A 25415-nucleotide genomic window follows, 5' to 3' on the forward strand; every position below is an offset into this window, starting at 1 on the left:
ATTGGCGGACCTTTCACCAGGCAAAGTTGGGGTCACAGGACACTTCCGTCACTCTGTGTCGCCCGGCGGATACGTCAAGATTTGGAGGACCCGTCACCCCCTCAGGGATGGATTGATGGCAAACTCTGATCCGGTCTACCTGCGAGTAGTCGAAGACATCCGCCGCCAGATCATCGACGGCACGCTCCCTCCGGGCGCACCGATCCCGTCGCGGCACCAGATAACCCGGAAGTACAGCGTTGGAGAGACGGCCGCGCGCCACGCGCTGCGCGTGCTCGCCCAGGAGGGCCTCATCATCAGCCGGGTGGGCTCCGGGCACCGGGTGCGGGAGAAACCGATCCTGCTCCCGCTGCACCGCGGCCGTTCCCCCGAACCCCACGCCGCCTTCGCCAGCGACATGCACGCGGGCGGGCGGCATCCGAGCTGGAGCTGGCGCAGCGAGCTCGCGGACGCCCCGCCCGACATCGTCCACCGGCTGCGCCTGGGCGAATCCGGCCCGGTGATGCGGACCCGCCACATCTTCCGCGGCGACGGCAGGCCCCTCCAGCTGCTCACCACGTACGAGCCGATCGAGCCGGGGCAGGGCCAGGGCGCGGAGGAGGGCACCTACGAACGCAGGAGTGCGGCCTTCCGCCTCGCGGCGAGCGGCACGCCGATCACCGAGATCAGCGAGGCCGTGCACGTCCGCGTGCCCCAGCCGACCGAGAGCGATCTGCTGGAGCTGCCCGCCGGCGTGCAGGTGCTCCAGATCGAGCGCACGTACTGGTCGGGAGACCGGCCGGTCGAGACCAGCGACGCCGTGGTGCCCGGTGATCGCTTCCGCCTGGTCTACGGCATTCCCAGCCCCCTCTGACTGTCGGTGCCCGCTGGTACAACCGATCCGGATCCCCCGTCCGGAGGTGCCGATGCGTGTCAAGGACCTGCCCCTGGCCGACCAGCCCCGTGAGAGGTTGCTGGCGTCCGGAGCGGCGGCGCTCGCCGACAGGGAGCTGCTCGCCCTGCTGCTCGGCTCGGGCAGCAGGGGCGTGAGCGCCGTGGAACTCGCCTCCCAGGTCATCGCCCACTGTGGCGACCTCGGCGAGCTGGCCCGCTCCGAGGCACACCGGCTGCTCGCCGTGCCGGGAGTGGGCCCGGCCAAGGCGGCCCGGGTGGCCGCCGCATTCCACCTCGTACGGCGGGCCCAGGCGGAGCCGGAGCGGAGCAGGATCACCTGCTCGGCCGACATCGCCTCGGCCGCCGCTCCCCTGCTGCAGGGGCACCCGCGCGAGCGGCTGGTCGTGATCGTCTGCGACGGCCGCGGCGCGGTGCTGCGGCGCGCGGTGCTCAGCGAGGGCGGCAGCGACCACACACCGGCACCGGTCCGGGACATCGTCACCACCGTCCTCCTCTCCGGCGGGGCCGCCTTCGGCCTCGCCCACAACCACCCGAGCGGATCGCTCGATCCCAGTCCTGCCGACGTCGAGGTCACCGCCCGCCTCCACGAGGCCGCCGACACCGTCGGCCTCCGCTTCCTCGACCACGTGATCGTCACCGACACCGCCTGGCGCCGGATCCCGTACGACCACCATCCGTAGTTCATATTAACCACAGCGGTCTACTACTCATATACAGTGGAATAGCATCTGTGTAGATTGTAGGTAGACGTCCGATTTCGTCTATCATCGCTTCATGATTGATCGCGATGGACCGGTGCCGATCTACAAACAGATCGCCGAGATCATCCGGGAGCAGATCGATCAGGGCGCGCTTGAGCCCGGTGACGCCGTCCCGAGCGAGACGGAGATGGAAGCCGAATACGGCATCGCCCGCCTCACGGCACGGCGCGTCACACGGGAGCTCCGCGAGCAGGGGCTCGTCTACACGGTGCAGGGCGAGGGGTCCTTCGTCGGCCGGCCGGGCACTCCGAGGTCGGCCGAACGGACGCCGGTCTATCAGCGTATGGCCATGGACGTCGTCGAGCAGATCCGCAGCGGAGATCTCCTCCCCAACCGGCGCATCCCGACCGAGAAGGCACTGATGAAGCAGTACGGCGTCGCCAAGGCCACCGCCCGCAACGCCGTGAACCACCTCCGGAAGCAGGGATGGGTGTTCACCGTCCCGCATCGCGGGACGTACGTGTCTCCACAGGAGGACTGGCCGCAGGACTGACCGCGCGTCACGCGCACCGCTTCACTTCCGGCGCGCCGCGCCGAGATGCAGGGCCGGGCGACGAGGACACGACGCTACGAGATCGCGATTTCACGGTGCGTGATCGCCCTGGCATCCCTATCCTGTCGCGCATGCCACAAGTTGAGGAGCGCATCGACGTCATAGAACGCGACGTCGCCGATTTCAAGAACCACGTCCGGCTGCAGAACGCCATGCTGACCAAGTGCGGTGAGCAGTTGAGCGACCTGCGCATGGGTCAGCATGAGCTACAGAAGGGGCAGGAAGAGCTCCGTGCCACCACGGCCGAGCTACGCGTCGGGCAGGAGGAGTTGCGTGCCATCACGGACGACCTCCGAACCGGCCAGGACCAGCTCCGCGCCGGTCAGGACGAGCTCCGCAAAGGACAGGAGGAACTGCGCGGCGACACCGCCGCGATCCGCGAGACGCTGGAGGATTTCCGCGGCCTGTTCGCCTTCGTCATGGACGAGATCCGGCTCCAGAAGGCGTGGCGGGAGGAGTTCTCCGACAAGCTCGCTCGTGTGATCGCCAAGAGCGAGGGCGTGGAAGCGTAACCGCGAACGTCGGGCGGCTCTCCGAACCCCTCCGCGCTTCCTCGGGCATGGAAAGCCGCCTGACCCCAGTTCCCGTACGCCGATTTGCGTACGCGCGAGACCATCCGCGGGCGGATGCCGGGGCAGGGACGCGCCTGCGAGGCTGCGGCCATGCGGAGACGAACGGCATGGCTGATGTTGATCGTCGCGGTTGTCGCCGCCTCGGTGCTCGTCTACCCGTACCTGGGTCTCGACATCGACGACAGCCGCCTCGACGTGGGCGACAGCCTGCACTACCACGTCCTGGTGGGGCACATCGCGACCGCCGCCGTCGCGCTGGTGCTCGGCCCCCTGCAGTTCATGCCGCAGGTGCGGGCCCGCCGGCGGATCCACCGGACGATCGGCCGGGCCTATCTCCTCGCCGGGGTGCTGCCGTCCGCGGTGGCCACGATCCCGGTCGCGCTGTGGTCGGGCCGCGTCGTGACGCAGATCGGCCTCACCACCGCGGCCGTCCTGTGGCTGGTCACCGGCGGCCTCGCGTACCGGGCGGCCCGCCGGCGCGACTTCGTGAGCCATCGGAACTGGATGATGCGCAACTACGCGCTGACGTTCCTCGCGGTGACGTCGCGCGTCCTCGTTCCCCTGCTCCTGGTGACCCAGATCCCCTTCCGCGGGGCCGGGGCGGTGGGAGAACTCGCGACCTCGATGATTCCGATCGGGCAGACGCTGGGCTGGATCGTCAACCTCGTCGTGGTCGAAGCCGTCATCAGGCGACGTACTCGCGAACCCGAAGCCCGCCTGGATCCTGTAGCACGGTGAGGTCCACCCCGACCTGGAATACGCCGCCACCTCGACAAGTTGCGTCGCATATCGTCTGTTCTACAGATTATTTGCGACACAGAGAGGTCCCGGCGATGACGGACTACGGCCACGAGCCGGCCTTCGGCACGTTTCTCACCCCGCAGAACCACGACCCGCAGGGGCCGGTCCGGCTGGCACAGATCTCCGAGGCCGCCGGGCTGGATCTCGTGACGTTCCAGGACCACCCGTACCAGCCGGGGTTCCTGGACACCTGGACGTTGCTGTCCTGGGTGGCCGCGCGGACCGAGCGGATCAAGGTCTCGGGCAACGTGCTCAACCTGCCGCTGCGACCGCCGGCGGTGCTGGCCCGCGCCGCGGCGTCGCTCGACCTGCTCTCCGGCGGCCGGTTCGCACTCGGCATCGGCGCGGGCGGCTTCTGGGACGCGATCGAGTCGATGGGCGGCACCCGCCTGACGCCGGCCGAGTCCGTGACCGCGCTGGAGGAGGGCATCGAGATCATTCGCGGCATCTGGGACGTACGCGAGCGCCGCATCCTGCGCGTCGACGGCGAACACCACCGTATCGCGGGGGCCAAGCGCGGCCCGGCGCCCGCACACGACATCCCGATCTGGGTCGGCGCCTACAAGCCGCGGATGCTGCGCCTGGTGGCGCGGAAGGCCGACGGATGGCTGCCCTCGCTCGCCTACCTCAAGGACGGCGACCTGCGGCGCGGCAACGAGATCATCGACGCGGCCGCCGAAGAGGCCGGGCGCGACCCGGCGCGGGTGCGCCGCCTGCTGAACATCGGCGGCGAGGTCACCGAGACCCGGCAGGGCTTCCTGCAGGGGCCGGTCGAGCAGTGGGTGGAGGAGCTGACCGCTCTGGCGCTTGAGGACGGCATCGGCACGTTCGTCCTCGGCTCCGACGACCCTCGGCTCATCCAGGTCTACGGCCAGGAGATCGCCCCCGCCGTACGGGACGCGGTGGCTCGCGAGCGAGCCGCCACCGGCACGGTCCCCGCGGCCGCCCGCCGCGGAGCCGCCGCGATCGCGCTGCGCCGCGACGGGATCGACTACGACAAGGTCCCGTCGAGCCTCGCGGCCGACGCCGTGGAGCCCGGCGACCGCGCCTACGAGTCGGTGCGGCACAACTACCTGCGCACGGGGTCACCCGGCCTGGTGCTGCGTCCCCGGACGGCCGGCCAGGTCGTCGAAGGGCTCGCGTACGCCAGGTCCCAGGACGTGCCGCTCGGCGTACGCTCGGGCGGACACGGGATCAGCGGCCGTTCCACGAACGACGGCGGCATCGTCCTCGACCTCGGCGCGCTCGACACCGTCGAGGTCGTCGACCCGGCCACGCGCCGGGTGCGGCTGGGCGCGGGCGCCACCTGGGGCGAGGTGGCCGAGGCCCTGGTGCCGCACGGATGGGCGATCAGCTCGGGCGACTTCGGCGGCGTCGGCGTGGGCGGCCTCGCCACCACGGGCGGCATCGGCCTACTGGGGCGCCGCTTCGGCCTGACGATCGACCACGTCGTCGCCGCGGAGGTCGTGACCGCCGACGGGCGGGTGCTGCACGCCTCGCGGGAGGAGAACCCCGACCTGTTCTGGGGCCTGCGCGGCGCCGGGGGCAACCTCGGCGTGGTCACCTGGGTCGAGATCGAGGCGATGGAGCTCGGCGACGTCGTCTTCTCCCAGATGACCCTGGACGCCCGCGACACGGTTGGGCTCCTCGAGCGCTGGGGCGCGGCCATGGAGAAGGCGCCGCGTGAGCTGACGAGCTTCCTCGTCCTCTCACCGGCGCGCCGTGGCCAGAACGCCGTCGCCCAGCTCATGACCGTCTACGCCGGCGCGGACACCACGGCCGCGGTGAGCGAACTCGAGCGGCTCGCCGAGGCCGGCCCGCTGCTGGGGCACCAGGGTTACCTGCTGCCCTACTCCGGGGTGGTGCGGCCGGCCGGCAGGCACCACACGGGCGGCGGGGACCCCGCCGTACGCTCCGGCCTGGTCACCCACCTCGACGGTGGCGTGAGCCGCGCCTTCGAGCGGGTCGCGAGCTCCCTGTCGTCCTACTTCCTGCAGATACGCGCCACCGGTGGGGCCGCGCACGACCTGGCCCCCGACGCGACCGCCTACCCGCACCGGCACCAGAACTTCCTGCTCACCGCCATGGGCGCCGCGCAGCCGGCCCTTGACGCGGCGTGGGACGCCGAGGTCGCGCCGTACACCGACGGCCTCTACCTGTCCTTCGACACCGACACCCGGCCCGAACGGCTGCTCGACGCGTTCGGCGAGGCCGGCCTCGCCCGGCTGCGGCAGGTCAAACGCGCCTACGACCCGGACAACGTGTTCCGCGCCAACTTCCCCGTCGAACCGGCGGATGACGTCAGATGAGAGCCATGGCCTTCTCGGCCAGGCCGGCCGGGGCGGTCTTCGGGCTGCCCGCGGCGAACGGGGGCCGCGGGTCGTACTCGATGGCGAGCTGCACGGACTGCGCCGTCTCCTCGTCGCTCATCGCGGCCAGCAGGGTGAGGGCCATGTCGATGCCCGACGAGACGCCGGCCGCCGTCACGATCTTCCCGTCGATCACCACGCGCTCGCTTACCGGCTCGGCGCCGAACCCGGCGAGCTGGTCGAGCCACCCCCAGTGGGAGGTGGCCTTCCGGCCCGTCAGCAGTCCGGCCGCGCCCAGCAGGAACGAGCCGCTGCACACCGAGGTGGTCCACCGCGTCCGCTCGTGCGCCCGCGCGATCCAGCCCAGCAGCGCGGAGTCGGACAGCGCCTCGATCGTCCCGGGCCCTCCGGGCACGACGATAACGTCCGGCGCGGGAAGGTCGGCGTACGATGCGGTGGCCGCGAGGCTCAGGCTCCCCCGGTCGTCGAGCACCGGCCCCGGCTCGGCCGCGACGAACGTGACCGTGCAGCCGGGCGCGAAGGCCAGCACCGTGTACGGCCCGACGGCGTCGAGCGCGGTGAACCTCGGGTAGAGGGGGATCGCGATGTTCATGATCTGCTGGTCTCCTTCGATCGGAACCGGCGGCGGTAGTCGCCGGGTGAGACGCGCCAGTGGCGGCGGAAGACGCGGTAGAGGGTCTCCGGAGCGCCGAGTCCCGTCTCCCTGGCGACCCTGTCCAGGGGGTGGGCGGTCGTCTCCAGCAGCCGCCGGGCCGCGTCGGCCCTGCTGCGTTCGACGTATCTGCCGGGTGAGACCCCGGTCTGCTCGGTGAAGACGCGGGAGAAGTGACGTTCGCTCATCCCCGCCCGCCGGGCGAGCGCGGGCACACTGAGGTCCTCGGCGGGGTGGGCGTCGATGAACGCCTGGATCTCGCGCAGCGGCTCGGCGCGTGGGACGGCGGCCCGCATGGGGGCGCTGAACTGGCTCTGCCCGCCCGGCCGGTGCAGGTAGACGACGAGCCCCCGGGCCACGTTCCGGGCGAGCCTGTGGCCGTGGTCGTCGGCGACGAGCGCGAGGGCGAGGTCGACGCCCGAGCTGACCCCGGCCGAGGTCCACACGTGCCCGTCGCGGATGTAGATCGGGTCGGCGTCCACCTCGACGTCCGGATAGCGGTCGGCCAGCTCGCCGGCCACCAGCCAGTGGGTGGTCGCGCGCCTGCCGCCCAGCAGCCCGGCCTCCGCGAGGAGGAAGCTCCCGTTGCAGACGGAGGCGACCCGGCGTGCCCCGGCGGCCAGCCGGGCGACGCCGCCGATCAGCTCCCGGTCGTCCAGGTGCTCCGGCACCGACAGCCCGCCGACGACGAGCAGCGTGTCGATCGGGCCCGCGACCTCGCTGATCGCGGTCTCCGCGAGCGTCGCGATCCCGTTCTGGGCCGGTACGGCCCCGGCGCGCACGGCCGTCACCTCGACGCGGTAACCCCCCTCGCGGGCGAGCAGGTTCGCGGTCGCGAAGACGTCCGCCGGCCCGGCCAGATCGAACATCTGGAAGCCGTCGAAGACCACTGTGACCACACGTCGGACCGCTTGTCGCTGCATGCCCTCGATGCTTCCGGGCAGGGCGTCATGGCGTCAACGACACGGATATTGCACATTACGCCATCGGGCCGACCCGCTCCCGGCACCGGGCGGAAGCCGGTAGGCCTCAGTGATTGTCAAGGTGAGCGTCCAGGTGGGCGTCCAGGTGGGCGTCCAGGTGGGCGTCGGGGCGCAGCGCCCGGGCGCACAGGGTCAGGCCCTCCCTGAGAGTGCCGCGCATCGCGGCGTCGACCTTGGCGAGCATGACCGTCTCGATCTCGTCGAGCGATCCGTCGCACCGCTGCAGCACCGACACGCCCTCGGAGGTGAGGCGGGCGCACAGCACCCGTCCGCCGGCCGGGTGCGGGTCGCGGCGGATCAGCCCGCGCCGTTCGAGGTCGCGGATGACCAGGTTCATCGCCTGCGGTGTGACGAAGGCGATGCGGGCCAGCTCCGCCGACGACAGTCCGTCACGCGTACGAAGCTCGCTGAGCGCCATGTACTCCGTCGTGGTGACGCCGTGCCGGGCGAGCGAGTCGTCCAGGTGGGCCCGGATGCGACGCTCCAGTCGGAACACCAGGTAGCTCAGACGGGGCGCCGGAGCGCTCTGCGGGGCGGCCGGAGGGATGCGGGAGGCGATCACCGGACGACGATACCTCGCGGCCTTGCGGATGTAAGTTTCGCGTCCCCATATCAAGTGACTTGATAGCAAAGTGCTTGACATGCAGCGCAAACCGGCTTTCCCCGGGAAAGGGCGATCATGGCCGTTCCGGCCACGTCTTGACCATCGGCCGGACCTCCTCATATACCGGCTGACGTCATGTTCTTGCCGACGCACGGCGCTTCCGGAAAAGGCGCGCCGGAAAGCGGGACCTCCGCACGTCCAGCAGAGGAGGAGCGAATGAAGCGATTACTCGCGGTACTCGCCGGTGTCTGTGCCGCGGTGCTGTACGCCGCCGTGACCCTGGTGTCCGCGCAGTCGGCCGCCGCGGCCACGCTGACCGAGGTGACCAACTTCGGCGCCAACCCCGGCAACCTGCGGATGCACGTGTACGTGCCGAACACGGTGCAGTCGAACCCGGCGATCGTGCTGGCCATGCATCCATGCGGGGGCTCCGGGCCGGGCTTCTACTCGTCGAGCGAGTTCGCGTCACTGGCCGACCGGTACGGCTACATCGTCATCTACCCGTCGGCCTCGAAGAAGAGCAACTGCTTCGACAACTGGTCCGACGCGTCGAAGGTGCGCGGCGGCCAGACCGACCCGGTGTCGCTCATGTCGATGATCACCTACGTCGAGCAGCAGTACCACGGCGACCCGAACCGGGTGTTCGCGACCGGCAGCTCCTCGGGCGCCATGATGACCAACGCCATGCTCGGCCTCTACCCGGAGGTCTTCAAGGCGGGCGCGGCGTTCATGGGCGTGCCGTTCACCTGCTTCCCGAACGAGGCGGCGTACAGCCCGGGCGGCAACTCCGCACCGTGCGTCGGCAAGACCGCGCAGCAGTGGGGCGACGCCGTGCGCAACGCGAACCCGACCTACCGGGGGCCGTGGCCGCGGATGCAGCTCTGGCATGGCACCAACGACACCGTGGTCGCCTACTCGGAGCTGGAGGAGGAGATCAAGCAGTGGACCAACGTCAACGGCCTTAGCCAGACGCCGACCAGCACGGACACCCCGCAGTCGGGCTGGAGCCGCCGCCGCTACGCCGACTCCTCCGGCACGGTGCGGGTCGAGGCCTACACCATCCAGGGCGCGGGTCACAGCCTTCCTGCGGGCGGGATGGCCGCCGTCGCCATCCAGTTCTTCGGCCTCACGGGCACCAGCCAGAGCCCCAGTCAGAGCCCGAGCCAGAGTCCCAGCCAGAGCCCCAGCAGGACGCCCAGCTCGACCCCGAGCTCGACCCCGTCCGTGACGCCGTCTGTCACCCCCTCCGTGACTCCGTCGGACCCGCAGACCGGCGCGTGCCGGGTCAGCTACCGGCCCAACACCTGGAACAACGGGTTCACCGCGGACGTCACGGTCACCAACACGGGCGCCGCGATCAACGGCTGGACGGTCACCTGGAGCTGGCCGGGCAACCAGCAGGTCACCAACGCCTGGAACGCCACGGTGACCCAGTCCGGCACGCAGGTGACCGCGCGCAACGTCTCCTACAACGCCGCGATCCCCGCCGGAGGCAGCACCAGCTTCGGCTTCCAGGGCACCTACAGCGGGACCAACACCGCGCCGGCCCGCTTCACGCTCAACGGCACGGCCTGCGCCAACGGATGACGATCGGACTCCTGGTGCGTGCCCGTCCCGGGCACGCACCACCCGTACGTCAGAGGGCGAGGGTGTCCAGCACGGCGGCGGCCGTCTCGGCGGCCCGCTGCTGGTAGTCGCGGGCGAGCGTCTGGAAGACCTGCTCGGCCCGGATCGCGGGCCAGTCCCCGGGCAGGTGCTCGGCCGGCAGGTGCGGATCCTGCCGGACGAGCTGCAGCCAGTCGGTGTGCAGCAGCAACTGCCGGGCGAGGTCGTCCGGCTCCTCCGGCAGGGGCGGGGAGGCGTCCCACCGGGTGAGGAACGCCCGGTAGCGGGCGGCGATCTGCTCGATGTCGAAGGCCTTCCGGACGAGGTCGGCCGCCTCGGTCGGCTTGAAGGCCCGGGCGGTCAGCACGGTGACGTGGTCGGCCAGGTCGAGGGAGGCGTTGTCAGGGGAGGCGTGGTCCAGGGAGGCGAGGAGCTCGGTGACGTCCTTGGTGCCCGGCGCGATCCACAGCCCGCTCTGCAGCAGGCCGAACCCACCCCAGACGAGCCGGGACCGCAGGTCGTGCCGGGTGCTGCGCCGGCTGTCCGGCAGCGAGAACCCGACCACGGTCCAGGTGCCGTCCCAGTCGCGGTTCACCGCCCCGGTCTCCCACACCCGCCTGCGCCCGTCCTCCAGCACCTCCGCGGCGTGCGGGGTGAGCGCGAAGTACATCTTGCGTCCCCGCCGGTGCCGTTCCAGCAGGTTCCGCTTCACCATGCGCGCGAGTGTCGACCGTACGGCCTCCTCGGAGACGCCGAGACGGGCGAACACGTCGATGACGCTGCCCGAGTAGATGGCGGTGCGGCGGTCGAGCGCGTAGATCCCGAGAAAGCTGAACATCAACGACTGGGGGCGCATGGAACCCGCCGTCTGGTCGTGGTCGCCGGTGCTCACAGCAGAAAGCGTAGACGGTTCCCCATAGAAGGCAAATCTTTGACGATGGTCACATAACTGCCATAGATTCGAGACGGCGTCACGCTGCCCCCAATCGAGAGGTGGAGCACATGGATCTGTCGGGCAAGGTGGCCGTCGTCACCGGCGCGGGCCGGGGCCTCGGGCGCGCGTACGCCGAGGCGCTGGCGGCGGCCGGCGCGGCGGTCGTCGTGAACGACGTGGACGGCGACTCCGCGGCACGCGTCGTGGACGGGATCACCGCGAAGGGAGGCAGGGCGGCCCTGGTCGCCGCCCCGGTCGGCTCCGCGGAGGTCGCCGACCGGCTGGTCGACACGGCCGTCAAGGAGTTCGGCCGGCTCGACGTGATGGTCACCAACGCCGGCATCCTGCGCGACCGGGTGCTGTGGAAGATGTCGGACGACGACTTCGACGCGGTGATCGGCGTGCACCTGCGCGGCACATTCACCTGCGCCCGTGCGGCGGCGGTCCGGATGCGGGAGCAGGGGACCGGCGGCCGCCTCATCCTCGTCTCCTCCCCCGCGGGCCAGCGGGGCAACTTCGGCCAGACGAACTACGCCGCGGCCAAGGCCGGCATCGTCGCCATGGCCCGCACCTGGGCGATGGAGCTGGCCAGGGCGAACATCACCGTCAACGCGATCGTGCCGGTCGCGGCCACCGAGATGACCCGGACGATCCCGGCGTTCGCCCCGATCATCGAGGAGGCGGAGCGGACCGGCCGGCCGTTCCCCGCATGGCTGCGCCAGGGCGAGGGCATGGGCACGGTCGAGGACGTCGCCCCGCTGGTCGTCTTCCTCGCCTCGGACGCCTCCGCGGACGTGACGGGCCAGGCCATCGGCATCGGCGGCGACCGGCTCGCGCTCTGGTCGCACCCGGGCGAGAAGTCCGTGGCGTACACCTACGGCGGCTGGTCGGCCGACGCCATCGCCGCCGCGTGGCCGGAGGGCGTCGGCGCCGAACCCGAGACGTACGGCATTCCCGCGCCGAACGTGCCGGACGCGCCGCCCGCGCCGAAGGGAGGCTCGTGAACGTCGAGGAGCTGGTCGCGATCGACGTGCACACGCACGCCGAGGTGTCGGCCGGCGGGCACGCCTCGCTGAGCGCGGAGCTGTTCGGCGCGTCCCAGAAATACTTCAAGGAACATCCGCGGCCGACGATCCCGGAGATGGCCGCCTACTACCGCGAGCGGAAGATGGCGGCGGTGGTGTTCACCGTCGACGCCGAGCACGCGACCGGGCACCCCCGCATCTCCAACGAGGAGGTCGCCGAGAGCTGCGCCGCGCACCCCGACGTGCTGATCCCCTTCGCCAGCGTGGATCCGTGGAAGGGCCGGGCCGGCGTCCGCGAGGCGCGCCGCCTCGTGGAGGAGTACGGCGTGCGCGGGTTCAAGTTCCATCCCAGCATCCAGGGCTTCTCCCCCGACGACCGCATGGCCTATCCCCTCTACGAGGTGATCGAGGAGCTCGGCGCGATCGCGCTGTTCCACACCGGGCAGACCGGCATCGGCGCGGGCGTCCCGGGCGGGGGCGGCATCCGGCTGAAGCACTCCAACCCCATGCTGGTGGACGACGTCGCCGTGGACTTCCCCGAGCTGCGGATCATCCTCGCCCACCCGTCGTTCCCGTGGCAGGACGAGGCGCTCGCGGTCGCCACGCACAAGCCGTACGTCCACATCGACCTGTCCGGATGGTCGCCCAAGTACTTCCCGCCACAGCTCGTGCGGTACGCGAACACGCTGCTGAAGGACAAGGTGCTGTTCGGGTCCGACTACCCGGTGATCACCCCGGACCGCTGGCTCGCCGACTTCGACAAGCTGGAGATCAAGCCGGAGGTCCGCCCGAAGATCCTCAAGGACAACGCCGCACGCCTGCTCGGGCTCGGCGGGCAGAAAGGGACGCGACAGCCATGACGACAACGGCCCACGGGCTCGACGAGATCACCGCGCTCGCCGGCAAGGATCTCGGCCACAGCGGGTGGATGGAGATCACCCAGGACCGGGTGAACACCTTCGCCGACGCCACGGGCGACCACCAGTGGATCCACGTCGATCCCGAGCGGGCGGCGAAGGGCCCGTTCGGCGCCCCGATCGCGCACGGGTATCTGACCCTGTCGCTGGTCATCCCGCTGTTCAACGAACTGCTCGACATCCGTGGCGTGACGATGAGCGTCAACTACGGCCTGGAGAAGGTCCGATTCCCCAGCCCGGTCAGGGTGGGCGCCAGGATCCGCCTCGCCGCCACCGTGGTGTCGGTGGATGAGGTTCCCGGCAACGGCGTCCAGATGCTGCTCGACTTCACCGTGGAGGTGGAGGGATCGGCCAAGCCCGCCTGCGTCGCCCGCGCCGTCTACCGGCACTACGCCTGATCACGCTGCCCGCGGCCCTTGATACCCGTACGGCGTGTTTCGGCGTGCCGAAAGACAGCCGCGGGAGGGCGCCGCGAGCGTTCCGGCAGGCCGGAGAGACACCCCTCCCCGGCCCCCTGGCCAATATTTGGCAAAGTATTGACCTCCGTTATCGATCTGCCTAACCTCCGGACAAGAAAGCGACACAGCTCGCTCCCCGGACGAGGAGCTCGGTCATGCCAGAGACACCCCCCAGCCAGACCCAGCCCAGCCAGACCCAACTCCGACGCGCGGTGAGCTCCAGCTTCATCGGGAGCGTCATCGAGTACTACGACTTCCTGCTGTACGCCACGGCCTCGGCAGTGATCTTCAACAAGGTCTTCTTCTCCTCCCTCGACCCGCTCGCCGCGACGGTCGCCAGCTTCGGCACGTTCGCCACCGGCTACCTCGCCAGGCCGCTCGGCGGCGTGCTCTTCGGCCACTTCGGCGACCGCCTCGGCCGCAAGCGCATGCTGGTGCTGACCATGACGCTCATGGGTGTCGCCAGCTTCCTGATCGGCCTGCTGCCGACCTACGACCAGATCGGCTCCCTCGCGCCCATCACGCTCGTCCTGCTGCGGATCCTGCAGGGCATCGCCGTCGGCGGCGAATGGGGTGGCGCGGTGCTCATGTCCGCCGAGCACGCGACCAGCCGCCGCGGCCTGTGGGCGAGTTTCACCAACGCCGGCGCCCCGTCCGGCATGGTGCTGTCCACCGCCGTGCTCACCGGCACCGGCGCGGTCATGAGCGAGCAGGCGTTCCTGAGCTGGGGCTGGCGGGTGCCGTTCCTGCTCAGCATCGTCCTGCTGGCGGTCGGCCTGTTCGTCCGGCTGCGGGTCACCGAGACCCCGGTCTTCGAGGCCGCAAGAGACGCGGCCGCCAGGAACGAGGCCGCCTGGACCCCGGCCGCACGGCGCCGGAAGGCACCACTGTTCGACGTGCTCCGCAACCATCCGAAGACGCTGCTGCTCGCGGTGGGCGTCGGGCTGTCCGCCTTCGTGGCCCAGGGCACGCTCACCACCTATCTCATCGCGTACGGCGTGCGGGCCGGCTTCCCCCGGCAGGCGGTGCTCAACGGGCTCACGCTCTCGTCCGCGCTGGCCGTCGTGGGTATCGTGGGATGCGCGGCGTTGTCGGACCGCGTCGGGCGCCGTCCGGTCGTGCTGACGGGAGCGCTGCTGATGGCGGTGTTCGGCTTCGTCCTCTTCCCGATGGTGAACAGCGGCAGCACGGCCGTGCTCACCCTCGCGCTCGTGCTGGGCCAGTCGATCCTGCACCCGCTGATGTTCGGCCCGCTCGCGGCCCTGTACACGGAGCTGTTCGCCACCAGGAGCCGCTACACCGGAGCCTCCCTCGGCTACCAGATCGCCGGGCTCGGCGCCGGTCTGGCTCCGTTGCTGTTCGCCCAGCTCGACGCGTCGTCCGGTGGCGGCGGGACCACGACGACCTCCATGATCATCGCCGCGTCCTGCCTCCTGACCGTGCTCTGCGTACTGGCCCTGCGCGAGACCAGAGGTCAGGACCTGACCTCGGTCGCGGTGGTCGCGCCCGCCTCCGGCGACGTGCCCGGCGCGGCCAAGCCGTCCTCGGCCTGACGCCGTCCCTCCTACACCGTCCCCGAGACGCGAAGGGGTTGTCACCGATGCGGAACGCCGGACTGGGAGGCTGGCCCGCCCGCCGGGCCCAGATGAGCCCGAACCGCACCGCGTTCGTCTTCGCGGACCGGTCGGTCAGCTACTCGGAGGTGCACGAACGGACGACGCGGCTCGCGTCCCGGCTGCGCGACGCCGGGGTGCGGGCCGGGGACCGGGTCGCCTACCTCGGCCACAACCACGTCGCCTTCGCCGAGACCCTGTTCGCGACGCACCTGCTCGGCGGGATCTTCGTCCCGCTGAACTTCCGCCTGACGGCGCCCGAGATCGCCTACATGCTGACCGACTCGGGCGCCTCCCTCCTCGTCTACGCCCCGGAGTGCTCGGCGGTCGTCCGCGCCCTGCCCGCCCTGCCGGGCCTCCGTACGGTCGTGGCGCTGGGGTCGCCCGCACCCGGCGAGACGGAGTTCGAAAGCTGGCTGTCGCAGGGCGACCCCACCCCGATCGACATCCCGGTGGCGCTGGACGACGTCGCCCTGATCCTCTACACCTCCGGCACCACGGGACGGCCCAAGGGCGCCATGCTCAGCCACGCCAACCTCGTGTGGAACTGCTTCCACATGCTGATCGGCGTCGACGTGGCGAGCACCGAGGTGACCCTGGTCAGCGCGCCGCTCTTCCACGTGGCGGCGCTGAACCAGACGCTGCTGCCGACCTTCCTCAAGGGCGGCACCTCCGTGATCATGCCGTCGTGGGACGTCGACCAGTGCTACGACCTCATCGAGAAGCACCGCGTCACCTGGATGTTCGGCGTCACCGCGATGTTCGCCGCGTTCGCCAGGTCGCCACGGTGGGCCCACGCCGACCTGTCCTCGCTGCGTACGCTGATGTCGGGCGGAGCGGCGATCCCGGTCGCGCTGATCCGCGCCTACCAGGAGCGGGGCCTGACCTTCTGCCAGGGCTACGGGCTGACCGAGACCTCACCGGGCGCGACCTTCCTGGAGGCGGGCGAGAGCGAGCGCAAGGTGGGCTCCGCCGGAGTGCCGGTGTTCTTCGCCAACGTGCGGGTGGTGCGGCCCGACCTGACGCCCGCGGCGGTGGGCGAGCCCGGCGAGGTGCTCGTCCAGGGGCCGAACGTCACCCCGGGCTACTGGCGGAACCCGGAGGCGACCGCCGCCGCGCTCACCGAGGGCGGGTGGTTCCACTCGGGCGACATCGGCGTCCTGGACGACGAGGGCCACCTCCACATCGTCGACCGCGTGAAGGACATGTACATCTCCGGCGGGGAGAACGTCTACCCGGCCGAGGTCGAGAACGTGCTGTTCGAGCATCCCGCCGTGGCGGAGGCCGCCGTGGTCGGCGTGCCCGACCAGCGGTGGGGGGAGGTCGGCCGGGCCTTCGTCGTCCCCCGCGCCGGGGCCGCCGTCACCCCCGGCGACCTGCGGGAGTTCCTCCTCTCCCGGCTCGCCAAGTACAAGATCCCCGTCTACTTCGACATCGTCGGCGCCCTGCCGAAGACCGGCTCCGGAAAGATCCGCAAACCCGACCTGCGCGGGCGGCCCCTCGCCGCCGGCACCGAGGCAGGCACAGAGGAGTGACCAGTGATCGTCACGGAATTCGCGCGCGACCAGTGGTACGTCGCCGCCTACGGCCACGAGGTGGGCAGGCGGCAGCTCGGCCGTACCATCCTGAACGAGCCGATCCTGCTCTGGCGCACCGAGGACGGGCGGGCGGTGGCGATGGCCGACCGCTGCGTGCACCGCAGGTTCCCGCTGTCCGAGGCGCCCAGTCACCTCGTCGGCGACCGGGTGGTCTGCGGCTACCACGGATTCACCTACGGCCCTGACGGCGTCTGCGTCGCCGTGCCCGCGCAGCAGCGCATCCCGCGTACGGCCCGGCTTCGCACCTACCCCGTGGTGGAGCAGGACTCGTTCGTCTGGGTATGGATCGGCGACCGCGAGCCGGGCGACACCCTGCCGCCGCGGGCGCCCTGGCTGGTCTCGCCCGAGTACGCCACGGTGTGCGGCATGGAGCCGCTGAACGCGCGGTACGGCCTGCTCGTGGACAACCTCCTGGACCTGTCCCACGAGACCTACCTGCACGGCGGGTACATCGGCACGCCCGAGGTGGCCGAGACCCCGATCACGACCGAGGTCGACGAGGACGAGGGCGTCGTCTACGTCAGCCGGCACATGGACGACGCGGCCTGCCCGCCGTTCTACGCCGAGTCGACCGGCATCAAGGGCCGGATCACCCGGTGGCAGGACATCGAGTATCACCCGCCGTGCCTCTACCTCCTGCACAGCCGGGTCGCCCCCGTCGGGTCGCCGCCGCCCGCCGCCGACGGCACGGACCCGCACGCCTTCCACGTCGAGGTCGTCTACGCGATCACCCCGTCGACGGACGGCAGCACCTACGACTTCTGGGCCGTCGCGCGGGACTTCGCCCTCGACGACGAGAAGGTCTCGGACTTCCTCCGGGAGAGCAACCGGACGGTGGTCCTGCAGGACGTGACCGCGCTGAACACGCTGGAGCAGGTCATCGCCGCCGAGCCGGACCGCTACCAGGAGCTGTCGGTGAACATCGACACCGGCGGCCTGGCCGCCCGGCGCCTGCTCGCCCGGATGGCCGGCTCCGCCTCCTCGCGGACCGCCGCCCGATGAGCCCGGGCGAACCCGGCGCGCGGACGGGCCGCACCGGCAGTACCGGCCGCACCGTCCACCGCATCCGCTGGGTGCCGGGGACCGACCGGCTGCAGGCCACCTGCTTCTGCGGCGCGGAACGGGAGTTCGACGATCCCGTGGTCCTGTGGGACTGGCTGCTCGGCCATCCGGAAGGACACCGGGCCCGGCCGGCCGGAGCGGAGAACTCCCCCGCCCCGGCCGCCGCGCTCGTCTGAGCGCGTGTCGGGCTAACGGCGGAGGGCGCCTTCGGGGGCCGCCCTCCGCGTGCGTCCACCTCACGCCCACTCACCCCCCGCGTTCATTCACACACCGCGTTCATTCACACACCGCGTTCATTCACACATCGCGTTCACCCACAGGAGGACCCGCGCGCCATGCCCCTGACGGAACCGGAGCTCGACCTGAAGGTGACGGGCAAGACGCCCGTCGCCGAGGGGGTCGTCCTCCTGCGCCTCGCCCGGCCCGACGGCGGCCCGCTGCCCTCCTGGACGCCGGGCGCGCACGTCGACCTGCTGCTCGCTCCGGGCCTGGTCAGGCAGTACTCGCTGTGCGGCGACCCCGGCGACGACCGCGCCTTCGAGGTGGCGGTGCTGCGGGAGCCGGTCGGGCGCGGCGGCTCCGCCCATGTGCACGACCGGCTCGCCGAAGGCGACACGGTCCGGGTGCGCGGCCCGCGCAACCACTTCGGCCTCGCCGAGTCACCCCGCTACCTGTTCGTGGCCGGCGGGATCGGCATCACCCCGCTCCTCCCGATGATCGCCGAGGCCACGCGTCGCCGTACGGACTGGCGGCTGGTGTACGGCGGGCGCACCCGGGCCTCGATGGCCTTCGCCGACCGGCTCGTACGGGACCATCCGGACCGGGTCGAACTGTGCCCGCAGGACGAGACGGGCCTGCTCGACCTGGACGGGCTGCTCGGCGTCCCCCTTCCCGGTGCCCTGGTCTACTGCTGCGGGCCGGAACCACTGCTGAGGGCGGCCGAGGAGCGCTGCGCGTCCTGGCCGAAGGGCGCGTTGCGCGTCGAGCGGTTCACTCCCGCGACCACGGACGGCGGCGAAGCCACGGCGTTCGAGGTCGAACTGGCCCTGTCCGGCACGACGCTGACCGTGCCGGAGGACCGCTCGGTCCTGGAGGTGGTCGAGGAGGCGGGCGTCGCCGTGCTGTCCTCCTGCCGCGAGGGGACCTGCGGCACCTGCGAGACGGTGGTGCTGGACGGCGTGCCCGACCACCGCGACAGCCTCCTCACCGAGGAGGAGCGCGCGGCCGGCGACGTCATGTTCATCTGCGTGTCGCGGGCCCGCTCACCCCGCCTCGTCCTCGAACTGTGAGGCTGCTCGGCAGACGTCGCGGTAGGGCACGTCGGGAAGATACGTCCGCCAGTCCCGCTCCGGGAGGGTGTGCCCCACCCGGGCGCACACCCGAGCAGCGATCCGCTCCGGGGCCACCGGATAGTCGTGCACGCCCCCGGATCGGTCGGCGGCGTACAGGGTGGTGCCGTCGGGGCTGAACGCGAGGCTCAGAATCTCGCTCCCGTACAGGTCGACCGCGGGGCCGAGACGGCGCCCGGCGGCGACATCCCAGAGCTGCACGGTGCCCTCCTCGCCGCCGGTGGCGAGGACCCGCCCGTCCGGCGCGAAGGCCATCGCGCCGACCGGCTCCAGAACGCCGTGCAGCACCGGCGGCCGCGGCGCCGGGCCCCGGGTGCTCCACAGCGCGATCCTGCCCATACCGTCGCCCAGCGCCATCAGCCGCCCATCGGGCGCGAACGCGAGCTCGCCGAAGGTGGAGCCGCCCTGGGAGGACAGATCGTAGTTCCCGCCGAACGGCCTGGCCGAGGCGGCGTCGACGAACCGGCCGAGCCCGGCGCCCGTAGGCGCCATGTAGCGCCCGTCCGGGGAGAAGACGTACGGCCCGGCGGGCGCTGCGAGGCGCACGGTAGTGCGCACCGCGCCGGTGAGAACGTCCCACAACCGCATCCAGCGCTCGTCCTCCTGACTCGCCGACCGGATCACCCGGGGGGTCATCTCGGCCACGAGCGTGCGGCCGTCCGGGCTCAGCGCCGCCGACTCCAGTCGCAGGTCCTTCGTCGCCGTGATGGTGCGCAGCACCCTACGGGCGGCGACGTCCCACACCGTGTACGCCCGCGTGCCGTCGCCAGTGAGTAGGAGACGGGCGTCGCGGCTGAACCGCGGCGGATCGGAGCCGGCGGGGTCGAGGCCGGGCTCCGGCTCCCGGAAGGGTTCCCCGAGAAAACGCCGCCCGCGGACGTCCCACAGTCGCACCGGACCGGTCTCGCTCATCCGGACGGCCAGCAGGCGCCCGTCCGGGCTGAGCGTCGCGGCGTCCGGCTGTTCGGGAAGCCCGCCGCCCGCCAAGCGCTGCCCGAGGTCCACGGTGACGACCGACTGGTCGACCAGATACCTGAGCGAACGCCCGTCGGAGTCGAACCGGACGTCCAAGGCCGCTCCGTCGAGCCGGTAGTCCAGCAGCAGGTGGCGGTCGGCGACCCGCCACACCTGGATCCGGTTGTCGGCGAACGAGGCCAGCAGCCGGCCGTCGGGGCCGTACCGCAGCACGGGCATGCTCACGAGGTCCAGGTTCACCGGTCCTGCCGCCGTCAGCTCCCCGGGCAGGCGCCGCGCCGTCGCCGTGTCGACGAGGGTGATCGACCTGCCGCTCTGGCAGGCCAGCATGCGGCCGTCCGGGCTGAAGGCCAGGGAAACCGGGGCGCCGGGGCAGGCCGCGCGGAACCGGGCGTCCTCGGTCCCTGCGGGCAGCCGCCGGAGGTGGATGCCGGGCTCGCCCCCCTCCACGGCGTACGCCGCGAGCCGCCCCGAGGACGCGACGGCCGCGTGGCCGAGTTCCCAGTGGGGAAGGACGCGGCCGCTGCCGATGTTCCAGAGGAACAGGCCCTGGCCCTCATGCACGACGAGGGTCGCGTCGTCGTCGCCGAACTCCAGAAGGAAGTCCACGATCGACCGGCGGTCCTCAGGCTTGGCGGGGTCGCCGGCCTGCGGGTCGTACTCGCGTATCCGCTTTCCGGTGCGGGCGTCCCACACGACCACCTTCGCGCCGAGCGCCGCTGCGAGATAACGGCCGGTCGGGCTCAGCGCGACACTCTGCAACAGCTCACCGGCGCCTATGCCGGTGGCAGCCAAGCCGCCGGTCCTCCGGCCAGTGCGTACGTCGTAGAGGCGCACGCCGTCGGCGCTGACGCTCGCCAGGACGCGGCCGTCGCCGCTGAGTGCGCGGAGCGTGGTGCCGGTCGCCTGAGGGTCCTGGAAGACGGCGGTCTCGGGCTGGTAGAGGGACGTCGTCAGGGCCGAGCGGGTGTCGGCGCCGGGGGCCAGGCGCCAGCCGGCGACCGTCAGCAGCATCGCGATGCCCGGATCGGTCGTGCGCAGCGTCCCCGCCAGGGAGGCGACCTGCCGACCGGTCGCCTGATCGCGCTGCCCGGCGATCCGGCGGCCCTGGTACACCGACAGCCCGCCGCCCGCGACCGACAGCACGAGCAGCACGGCCAGGACCAGCGTGAGCAGCCTGCGCTGGTTGGCACGCCTCCTGACCAGGGCCGACCCGGCGGCGAGATACTCGCGCTCCAGAGCGTTCAGGACGAGGAGGCGGCGCCCGCCCGCCGCCCAGGCGAGGGCCGCGTCGAGCCGGGCGCCCTGGAGCAGGTCGGCGTCCTTCCGGCCGTCCCCGCGCCAGCGATGGGCCGCCGCGGCGAGTTCCACGTGGCCGCGCAGGCCGTCGCGTTCCTCGTCGACCCACGCGCGCAGGCGGGGCCAGGCCTTCGGCAGTGCCGGGCTGGCCAGCGTGACCAAGCCGCCCGCCCCGGCCAGCAGCCCGGCCTGGGCCAGGGCCGCGAGCACCTGTTCGACGGCGGCCCTCTCCTCCGCCGGATGGCCCTCCAGCAGTTCCGCACGGTTCACCCGGCGCGTGCTCTCGTCTCCGTGCTCGTCCACGGCGATCATCCGCAGCAGCATGTCCGGGACGATGGCCTGTGCGGCCGGCCCAAGCCCGGCGTACACCTCCTCGGCGAGCACGCCCAGGCCGGGCTCGCGATCGCCGTCCCGGCCCAGCAGCCCCGCCTCGGCGCTGCCCAGGGCCAGCAGGTCACCCTGGAAGCCGCGGAACCCGCTGACCAGGGCGATCAGCAGGTCGCGGGCCGTCGGCCGCTCTGCCGGGTCCTTGCGCAGCGCGGCGGCCACCAGCGGGCGCAGCGGCTCGGGGAGCAGGGTCAGATCGGGGTCGACGGACAGGACGCGGTGCATGACACCACCGAGGCTCTCCGCCTCGAACGGGTCGGCCCCGGTGGCGGCGAACACGACGACGCCGCCCCAGGCGAACACGTCGGCGGGAGTGCCGGCCCGCCGTCCCGTGAACACCTCCGGCGCCATGTAAGTAGGCGTTCCGGCCACCAGGCCGCTCGCTGTCAGCGACATCTCCAGCGTCCGGGCCACGCCGAAGTCGATCACTCGCGGCCCGTCCGGCCCTAGGAGCACGTTGTCGGGTTTCAGATCGCGGTGGATCACACCCGCGTCGTGGATCGCGGCCAGGGCGGTGGCCACTCCGGTGGCCAGCCGGTGCAGGTCGTCCCCGGCGAACCGGCGGCCCTCCTGACGCACGGCCCGGCGCAGGCTCGGCCCCTCCACGTACTCGCTCACGATGTACGGCTGACCACCGTCCAGCTGTGCGTCGAGCACCCGGGCGGTGCAGAAGGACGCCACCCTCCGGGCCGCCGTCGCCTCCCGCCCGAACCGGCCGCGTAACTCCTGGTCGCGAGCCGCCTCGCCGTGCAGCACCTTCACCGCGACGCGGCTTCCCCCGGAGTCGTACGCCTCGTACACCACCCCCTGGCCGCCCGCCCCGAGCCGGCCCGCCAGCCAGTATCCGCCCAGCCGCTCCGGATCCTCCGGCAGCAGAGGCGCCGCCAACGCCATACGCGCATCCCCCATCCCTCGGTTATTTGATGCCGCCGACGGTCTGGAGGTTCACGCACCCGGAACTGCGCGCGATCGCGGTCGGCGAGCGGCTCTCCCGTTGCCGCATGTCAGCGTTGATGAGGTCCGACGTCATAGGCGTCTCCGGGTGGTGCGGGGGTTGCGGTAGGTGAAGGCCCAGCGGTCGTCTCCGATCTTGCGGCGGGTGTAGCGACTCGGGTGGCGGTAGCGGTCGCGGTTGTGGAACTGGCACGCCGGCCCCAGCAGCTTGAGGTCGGTCAGCCCGCCGCTGCACCAGTCCTCGGCGTGGTCGATCTGGCACATCGTCGCGGGCAGCGGGCAGCCGTCCACCCAGCAGGTCGCATACCGGGCGAAGACCGCCCGCCGCTGGGCCGGAGTCGCCAGACGGACCTTGCGGCCCATGTCCAGCACCTGCCCACCGGCGTCCATCACGATCCGCACCAAAGTGCTGGTACGGGCCAGCCGATGCACACCGGCGACAGGCAGCAGATACCCGGTCGCCAGGATCAGCCCCGGCAACCCCCGCAACCACACCCCCGGCGGCGGACTATTGACCCCCACCCCCGCCCAGGCCGCGCCCCCTGGCCAGGACTCGCGTCCCGCCCGGGCGCCTCCTCCCGGCCGGGCGCTGCCTCCCAGCCGGGCGCTGCCTTCCGCCCACGGCGGGGCATCGGCCTCCGCCTCCGACGCGCCGCTGCAAGCCGCCCTCGGCATCCCACGCTGCGCCTCGCCTGTCCAGGAGGCATGCCGGTAGCCCTCCGCCGGGCAGTCACGGGCCGGGCAATCACTCCACTGCTCATCAGGGTCGGCAGCGGAGCGCTTACTGTCGGCGTCCGTTGCGTCGGCGTCCGCTGCGTCGGCGTCCGTTGCGTCGGCGTCGGTGGCGTCGGCGCAGGTCGCGCAGGAGTCGATGTCGAAGTCCTCAGCGGTCCAGGCGTCAGGCCCGGGGCCAGGGTCATCGCTCGGGTCTGGGTCTGAGAGGTCTGGGTCTGAGGGGCCGGTGCCCGAAGGGTCGGGACCAGGGTCGGGACCAGGGCCTGGGTCGGTGTCTACCGAGTCGGTGGTGGGGTGGCCAGCTGAGGGGCCGGTGCCTGAAGGGCCGTTGGTGGGGTGGTCAGCTGAGGGGTTGTCGGCTCCGGGGTTGTCGGCTCCGGGGTTGTCGGCTCCGGGGTTGTCGGCTCCGGGGTTGTCGGCTGGGGGGTCGTCGGGGAGGGATTCGGCGTTGACCAGCACCAGGAGCTCGGTCGCGATCTTGTTCTCCAGGAACGCGATGAACGCATCGGCGTTCCGCACGCTCGGGGTGCGGTCGTCGCCCTCGGCTTTGGGCTTGGCGTAGACGTCCAGCAGGTGCTGCAACCTCGCGGCGGCCTCGACCGGGAGGTAGAACTCTCCCTCCAGCCCGCCGTTCCTGCGCCGGCGCACCCGGAAGAACCGGCGGTCGAAGTCGGCCTGCTCGTCCTGCTCGTGGCCGTCGGGGTCCAGCACCGCCCGCAGATACCGCCCCGCCTTGGCCACCTCCGCCGCCCCCGCCGAACCTGCCAACTCCAGCAAAATCCCCTCAGCGGTGATCGCCTGCTCATCGGTCAACCCCGCAGTGGCGGTACAGATCGCCTCCACGATCCCCTCCGCCAGGCTGCCCTCGGCGAACCGCTCACGCACCCGCGACAGACGACCCAGCTCCACGCCCATCGTCACCAACCGGCCCGCACCGGGGATGGTCATTCCGCCAGCGGATCGCAGCCACAACCGGGTGGAGGCATGCCCATGGTTCTTCGCCTCCCCGGACCGATGCACCCGGCCCACCCGGGCGGCAAGCGCCGAAGTGATCCGGTCCCGTGCCGCCAGCAACTCCTCCGCCTCGGCCAGACACACCTCCACCGACTCAGGCACCGCCACCAGCGCGACTGCCCGGGCCGCCTCACCAACCGCCGCCACCGCCACCCACGACGACGACCCACCGCCACAAGCACCACCAAAGACACCGCCGAAGGCATCGTCCGACGCGCCACCAGGCGCACCGTCGGCATCCCGATCGCGGTCCGCATCACCCTGGTCAGCGCCAGAGGCACTGTCCGACGCACCACCCGGAGGAGCATCGTGCTTTCGCGCATCGAGATCGACAATCGGCACATATTCGCGGGCCAGTGAATCCTCGGCGGACCAGAGGGACGAGCCGGAAATGAGCCGCTCCCACCAGTCGCCATCGCCAGTATCGTTCGAACGAGGGAGGTGTGCAGGATCATCATCAAACAAGTCCATGACACCTCCCCCGCCGATTCGAAAGCCTGTATGAATCGTTTCACATCACTACACCGTGAGCACCTCCGCACAGCGATTTGCTGGAGTCACAGGCACGCAGAAATACCGCCCCCCAAAGGGGGCGCGACCCGCATGCCTCTCGGCCGAGGAACTGCGGCCCTGCCGTTCTGGCGGCGGCCCTGCCGTTCTGGCGGGACCACCGCTGCGATTTCCCCTGCCGCGCACCTACCGACTGTCATGGACCAACTGCGGCATGCCGGGCGTGCCCCTGAAATCCGGCGAATGCCTCGACTGCCGAGAATGCGATCAAACCAGGGTTCGACATGACGAAACGCGACAATTGCGGGTCAGGCCCCTTTACGAAGCAAAGCGCATTATTTGGCGCGATTCCTTGTGAAGACAACCGGCACGAGGGCGACATTCGGTCCGGCGGCGTGTCACTCCTCCCCGGAGAACCTCTCCCAGGCGGACTGGCGGGTGATGCCGAGGGCGGCGCCGATCCTGGCCCAGGTGACGCCCCGGTCGCGCAGTCGCTGGACCCAGACCCGCAGGTTGTCCTCCACCTGCGCGCCCACGGCCGCGATGCGCGGGAGGAACTCCAGGATCTGCTCGTCGGTCATGCTCTCGGCGTACGGGATCTCCGGGGCCGCCTCAGCCGACTGAGCCCCCTCGGCCGACTGGGCCGCCTCGGCGGACTGGGCTGACTTGGCGAACTCGGCCGCGATGATCTCGCCGCAGAGCCCCACGCACTCGTCGCAGATGTACACGCCGGGACCGGCGACCATCTTGTTCACCTCGGTCTTCGACTTCGAGCAGAACGAGCAGCGAATGTCCTGTTCCGACGGAGAAGGTGCCGGCACGTCGTCCTC

The 25415-nt window shown here is 71.4% G+C and carries 22 protein-coding genes and 1 pseudogene; 16 read left to right on the top strand and 7 right to left on the bottom strand.

Annotated elements, in window-relative coordinates:
• Nucleotides 1-115: 115 nt before the first annotated feature.
• From FED44_RS18625 to FED44_RS18650, 6 genes are all read left to right on the top strand, one after another.
• Complete coding sequence (locus tag FED44_RS18625; RefSeq protein WP_111699728.1) at nucleotides 116-853, top strand: GntR family transcriptional regulator; 738 nt, start codon at nucleotides 116-118, stop codon at nucleotides 851-853.
• Nucleotides 854-905: 52 nt separating this feature from the next.
• Nucleotides 906-1574, top strand: coding sequence for a JAB domain-containing protein (locus tag FED44_RS18630; RefSeq protein WP_111699729.1), 669 nt, complete (start codon nucleotides 906-908; stop codon nucleotides 1572-1574).
• 94 nt (nucleotides 1575-1668) lie between these two features.
• Nucleotides 1669-2148 carry a GntR family transcriptional regulator gene (locus FED44_RS18635; RefSeq protein ID WP_165900583.1) on the top strand — a complete coding sequence of 160 codons (480 nt, stop codon included), beginning with the start codon at nucleotides 1669-1671 and terminating at the stop codon, nucleotides 2146-2148.
• Between the two features lie 131 nt (nucleotides 2149-2279).
• Entirely contained in the window at nucleotides 2280-2720 is a 441-nt protein-coding gene (locus FED44_RS18640) for a hypothetical protein (RefSeq protein WP_138461433.1), read from the top strand.
• Between the two features lie 150 nt (nucleotides 2721-2870).
• The gene (locus tag FED44_RS18645; RefSeq protein WP_138461434.1) at nucleotides 2871-3518 is read left to right on the top strand and encodes a DUF2306 domain-containing protein; all 648 of its coding nucleotides are present in this window, start codon (nucleotides 2871-2873) and stop codon (nucleotides 3516-3518) included.
• Nucleotides 3519-3613: 95 nt separating this feature from the next.
• A complete protein-coding gene (locus FED44_RS18650; protein ID WP_138461435.1) occupies nucleotides 3614-5890 on the top strand; it encodes an LLM class flavin-dependent oxidoreductase in 2277 nt (758 codons plus the stop codon).
• Here FED44_RS18650 and FED44_RS18655 read toward each other — a convergent pair.
• From FED44_RS18655 to FED44_RS18665, 3 genes are all read right to left on the bottom strand, one after another.
• Complete coding sequence (locus FED44_RS18655) at nucleotides 5883-6503, bottom strand: DJ-1/PfpI family protein (protein WP_138461436.1); 621 nt, start codon at nucleotides 6501-6503, stop codon at nucleotides 5883-5885. The genes FED44_RS18650 and FED44_RS18655 overlap by 8 nt on opposite strands.
• Nucleotides 6500-7486 (bottom strand): GlxA family transcriptional regulator, encoded by a 987-nt coding sequence (locus tag FED44_RS18660; protein WP_138461437.1) that lies wholly within the window; start codon nucleotides 7484-7486, stop codon nucleotides 6500-6502. The genes FED44_RS18655 and FED44_RS18660 overlap by 4 nt, the downstream gene beginning before the upstream one ends.
• A gap of 106 nt (nucleotides 7487-7592) precedes the next feature.
• On the bottom strand, nucleotides 7593-8108 hold the full coding sequence (locus FED44_RS18665; RefSeq protein WP_244302050.1) for a MarR family winged helix-turn-helix transcriptional regulator: 516 nt from the start codon (nucleotides 8106-8108) through the stop codon (nucleotides 7593-7595).
• A 258-nt stretch (nucleotides 8109-8366) separates the two neighbouring features.
• On the opposite strand from FED44_RS18665, the gene FED44_RS38110 reads away from it, so the two are divergent.
• Nucleotides 8367-9737 (top strand): extracellular catalytic domain type 1 short-chain-length polyhydroxyalkanoate depolymerase, encoded by a 1371-nt coding sequence (locus FED44_RS38110; RefSeq protein WP_111699737.1) that lies wholly within the window; start codon nucleotides 8367-8369, stop codon nucleotides 9735-9737.
• Nucleotides 9738-9786: 49 nt separating this feature from the next.
• Here the strand turns inward: FED44_RS38110 and FED44_RS18675 are convergent, their stop codons facing one another.
• Entirely contained in the window at nucleotides 9787-10647 is an 861-nt protein-coding gene (locus tag FED44_RS18675; protein ID WP_244302052.1) for a PaaX family transcriptional regulator, read from the bottom strand.
• 110 nt (nucleotides 10648-10757) lie between these two features.
• Between FED44_RS18675 and FED44_RS18680 the strand changes: the two genes are divergently transcribed.
• The 8 genes from FED44_RS18680 (at nucleotide 10758) to FED44_RS18715 (ending at nucleotide 18651) form a co-directional block, all read left to right on the top strand.
• Nucleotides 10758-11693 (top strand): SDR family oxidoreductase, encoded by a 936-nt coding sequence (locus FED44_RS18680; protein ID WP_187406067.1) that lies wholly within the window; start codon nucleotides 10758-10760, stop codon nucleotides 11691-11693.
• Nucleotides 11690-12574: an amidohydrolase family protein gene (locus tag FED44_RS18685; RefSeq protein ID WP_138461438.1), complete on the top strand. Its 885-nt coding sequence runs from the start codon at nucleotides 11690-11692 to the stop codon at nucleotides 12572-12574. Before FED44_RS18680 ends, FED44_RS18685 begins: the two co-directional genes overlap by 4 nt.
• The gene (locus FED44_RS18690; RefSeq protein ID WP_111699740.1) at nucleotides 12571-13029 is read left to right on the top strand and encodes a MaoC family dehydratase; all 459 of its coding nucleotides are present in this window, start codon (nucleotides 12571-12573) and stop codon (nucleotides 13027-13029) included. Before FED44_RS18685 ends, FED44_RS18690 begins: the two co-directional genes overlap by 4 nt.
• Before the next feature lie 215 nt (nucleotides 13030-13244).
• Nucleotides 13245-14642 (top strand): MFS transporter, encoded by a 1398-nt coding sequence (locus FED44_RS18695; RefSeq protein WP_111699741.1) that lies wholly within the window; start codon nucleotides 13245-13247, stop codon nucleotides 14640-14642.
• A gap of 47 nt (nucleotides 14643-14689) precedes the next feature.
• Complete coding sequence (locus FED44_RS18700) at nucleotides 14690-16237, top strand: acyl-CoA synthetase (protein ID WP_111699742.1); 1548 nt, start codon at nucleotides 14690-14692, stop codon at nucleotides 16235-16237.
• Nucleotides 16238-16240: 3 nt separating this feature from the next.
• The gene (locus FED44_RS18705; protein WP_208759045.1) at nucleotides 16241-17302 is read left to right on the top strand and encodes an aromatic ring-hydroxylating dioxygenase subunit alpha; all 1062 of its coding nucleotides are present in this window, start codon (nucleotides 16241-16243) and stop codon (nucleotides 17300-17302) included.
• The gene (locus FED44_RS18710; protein WP_111699743.1) at nucleotides 17299-17538 is read left to right on the top strand and encodes a hypothetical protein; all 240 of its coding nucleotides are present in this window, start codon (nucleotides 17299-17301) and stop codon (nucleotides 17536-17538) included. Before FED44_RS18705 ends, FED44_RS18710 begins: the two co-directional genes overlap by 4 nt.
• 159 nt (nucleotides 17539-17697) lie before the next feature.
• Nucleotides 17698-18651 carry a PDR/VanB family oxidoreductase gene (locus tag FED44_RS18715; protein ID WP_138461439.1) on the top strand — a complete coding sequence of 318 codons (954 nt, stop codon included), beginning with the start codon at nucleotides 17698-17700 and terminating at the stop codon, nucleotides 18649-18651.
• Here the strand turns inward: FED44_RS18715 and FED44_RS38115 are convergent.
• Nucleotides 18625-22266, bottom strand: a complete 3642-nt coding sequence (locus FED44_RS38115) for a serine/threonine-protein kinase (RefSeq protein WP_167521512.1) — start codon at nucleotides 22264-22266, stop codon at nucleotides 18625-18627. The genes FED44_RS18715 and FED44_RS38115 overlap by 27 nt on opposite strands.
• 887 nt (nucleotides 22267-23153) lie before the next feature.
• Here FED44_RS38115 and FED44_RS38475 point away from each other — a divergent pair.
• Nucleotides 23154-23513 carry a pentapeptide repeat-containing protein gene (locus FED44_RS38475; protein ID WP_416360970.1) on the top strand — a complete coding sequence of 120 codons (360 nt, stop codon included), beginning with the start codon at nucleotides 23154-23156 and terminating at the stop codon, nucleotides 23511-23513.
• 25 nt (nucleotides 23514-23538) lie between these two features.
• Here FED44_RS38475 and FED44_RS38480 read toward each other — a convergent pair.
• Nucleotides 23539-24546 (bottom strand): annotated as a pseudogene (locus FED44_RS38480) (DUF222 domain-containing protein); the annotation flags it as partial.
• Between the two features lie 437 nt (nucleotides 24547-24983).
• Nucleotides 24984-25406 (bottom strand): ClpX C4-type zinc finger protein, encoded by a 423-nt coding sequence (locus tag FED44_RS38485; RefSeq protein ID WP_138461442.1) that lies wholly within the window; start codon nucleotides 25404-25406, stop codon nucleotides 24984-24986.
• Between the last annotated feature and the right edge of the window lie 9 nt (nucleotides 25407-25415).

Origin of the sequence: Microbispora triticiradicis (assembly GCF_005864065.1) — a bacterium.
Lineage (GTDB): Bacteria > Actinomycetota > Actinomycetes > Streptosporangiales > Streptosporangiaceae > Microbispora > Microbispora triticiradicis.